Annotated in this window: 2 protein-coding genes; both read right to left on the bottom strand. The window is 50.4% G+C overall.

Translation table 11 applies throughout. The annotated features are described in order from the left end of the window. Window positions 1-1,330, bottom strand: a 1,330-nt coding sequence (helD, locus tag AQR02_RS33845; protein ID WP_280818617.1) for an RNA polymerase recycling motor HelD, incomplete at its 3' end; no start/stop codon positions are given. 229 nt (window positions 1,331-1,559) lie between these two features. Beyond that, window positions 1,560-2,475 (bottom strand): FUSC family protein (locus AQR02_RS09030; RefSeq protein ID WP_082451746.1); only part of this gene is annotated, 916 nt, incomplete at its 5' end.

Genomic DNA, 2,475 nt, shown 5'->3' with positions numbered 1-2,475 from the left:
TGTTGTCATGGCCACCGCCTTTGCGCCGTGTCATCTGGTAAGCACGCTGATAATCGCTGGAATCAAGCACTTCGATCTGATCTTCTACCCATGAGGCACTTCGCTCTTCTACACTGAAGGCAGCTATTTTTTTGAGCAGCCAGCCTGTCATAAAGTCGATCCGGTTCGCCAGCTTAATATTAGAGTCATAAGCATAGAACTGACGTTCCATCTCTTCTTTGCTGACAACTGCCCGTCCCTGGAACATCAGCGGTTTAAACATCATGCCCTCATGTTCCAGCAGATTCACATAACGCCGGATGGCATCCAGAAAAGCAACAGAGGATTTATAGCCAATCCCTTCACGGCGCACAGCCGCAGCCGGACCATCCGGCGCGTTGAGCAGACTCTCCGTCTGGCTGAACACATCCTCCAGCTGGAATTCCTGGCCCAGCCGGTGTTCCAGATACATCTGGAATGTAGTCTGCTGCATATTTTCTTCGCCAAGCTCAGGCAGAACCGTGGATACATAGCTGTTAAACAACGGATTCGGTGAGAACAAAAGCATCTGATCTGCCTGCAGCACCTCACGGTACTTATAGAGCAGATAGGCGACTCGCTGCAGCGCTGCTGATGTTTTGCCGCTGCCAGCCGCCCCTTGGACAACCAGCATCCGGCTCCGGTCATTGCGGATTACGGCATTCTGCTCTTTTTGAATCGTCGCGACAATACTCTTCATCCGGTCATCTGCACTGTGGCTGAGCACCTGCTGAAGCAATTCATCTCCGATGGTCATCCCGGTATCGAACATTACCTCAATGATGCCGTTGTCGATTACAAACTGGCGCTTTAGCTCCATCGTGCCGCTTACCAGGCCGCCCGGCGTCTCATAAGCTGCGGGACCGGGGGCGCCGTCGTAATACTGGCTGGAAATCGGCGCCCGCCAGTCATAGATCAGGAAAGTGCCGTTATCCTCCATTAATGAACCGATTCCGAGATAGATTTTCTCTGCCGCACTGACCCCACTGTCAGAGAAATCAATCCGTCCGAAATACGGGGAGACTACCAGCTTCTTATATTTCTTAAGCGCTTTACTGGACTGCAGATGGTGGCGCTCACGTTCATTCAGAATTTGCGCCTGCTGACGCAGGCTTGTAGAAGTTTCACCCAGATCATCGGGGCTGCTGAAGTTGACGGTAACCTCTTCCCAGAAGTCTTTGCGCATATCTACCACGTCACTACGATGGAGGCCAAGCTCCTCCGATAATTGCCGGATACGGGCAGTAAGCAGCTTCGTAATTCCCGTTACCCTCTCTTGTTCCACCTGCCACTCGCTATTATGTTTCTCCAATCCATTTCATCCCCTTTGGAAGGTTGACATCACAATTCGTACATGATATAATTATATTGACTATTTATGTCTCAAACATTCCATCTTTTGATATCCTTATATTCTAACAACTTCATTGCAGGTTTTCAAGTCGTACAGTGTTTCGCAACGTGCTCTAGGATGTTTTCTATGCTATGTATATGATCCGGCCCCTGGGGCCGGATTTTTTGCGTTTAACTTAAAAGAGCAGTTATTCCTTCTCATCCCCGTTCGTCCGGTTGATCTGATCCGCCAGTTTGTCGAGACGTTCGAGCTGGTATCCATAATCATAAATCGCCGCCGCCACAACTGACAAGCGTAATTGTCCCGATTTCTCAGGATCGTAGCCCTGAATCGCCGCATTCAGAAAACTGTCATTGTCGTCTCCGAGCGGCTCCGAGTCATTAGCCCCCGGCTTCAGCTTATCTTCGAACTTAAGCAGGATGTACTCATGGTATTTGATCAGCTGCTCTAAATGCCGGTCAAACAGCTCATCCGTCCGCTCCGTCCGCTCCGCCTGGAAATAATGCCGGTCTACCGCTTCCAGCACTTCAAACCCTTTTTGCAAGGAATGCAGCAGGTTCTTGTATACCACCATCTGTCTCGTCTGGCTGTATTTTGCCCGGCGCAGCTGCTTCTGCTCTTCCTCAAATAAAGCATATTTGTCAGCCAGCGCTTTTATCGAGCCCTCGAGTGCATTCTTCTCATCACGAAATACACTCTCCTTCATCTCATGCGACACTGCAGTCCGCAGCAGCAGCGAAAGTCCGGTAAACACAGTCTCAATCTGCTGGATGTACTGCTTGCGCGGCTTCGGGGGAAATACACTGATATTAATGATAAATGCAGAAACAATCCCTGTCAGGGTAAGCAAAAACCGGGTCAGCGCAAACTCCCACTGTCCGGAAGCCTCCATCACTGAAATGACTGTAACCAGAGTCAGGCCGATGGTATCGGCACGGTTCATCTTCATACTGATCATAATCACCAGGATACATACAAGACCGACCGCAATCGGTTCATTGGACAGCAGCATACCCCCAAGCAGCGCCAGCACAGCGCCCATGGTACTCGTCTGAATCTGGTCCAGGAAATAACGCCATGAACGGTAGATGGACGGCTGCATG

The organism is Paenibacillus ihuae, from assembly GCF_001368795.1.
Classification (GTDB): Bacteria; Bacillota; Bacilli; order Paenibacillales; family Paenibacillaceae; genus Paenibacillus_AQ; species Paenibacillus_AQ ihuae.
Note: the sequence above shows the minus strand (reverse complement) of the source record. Positions and strands in the feature narration are given on the sequence as shown.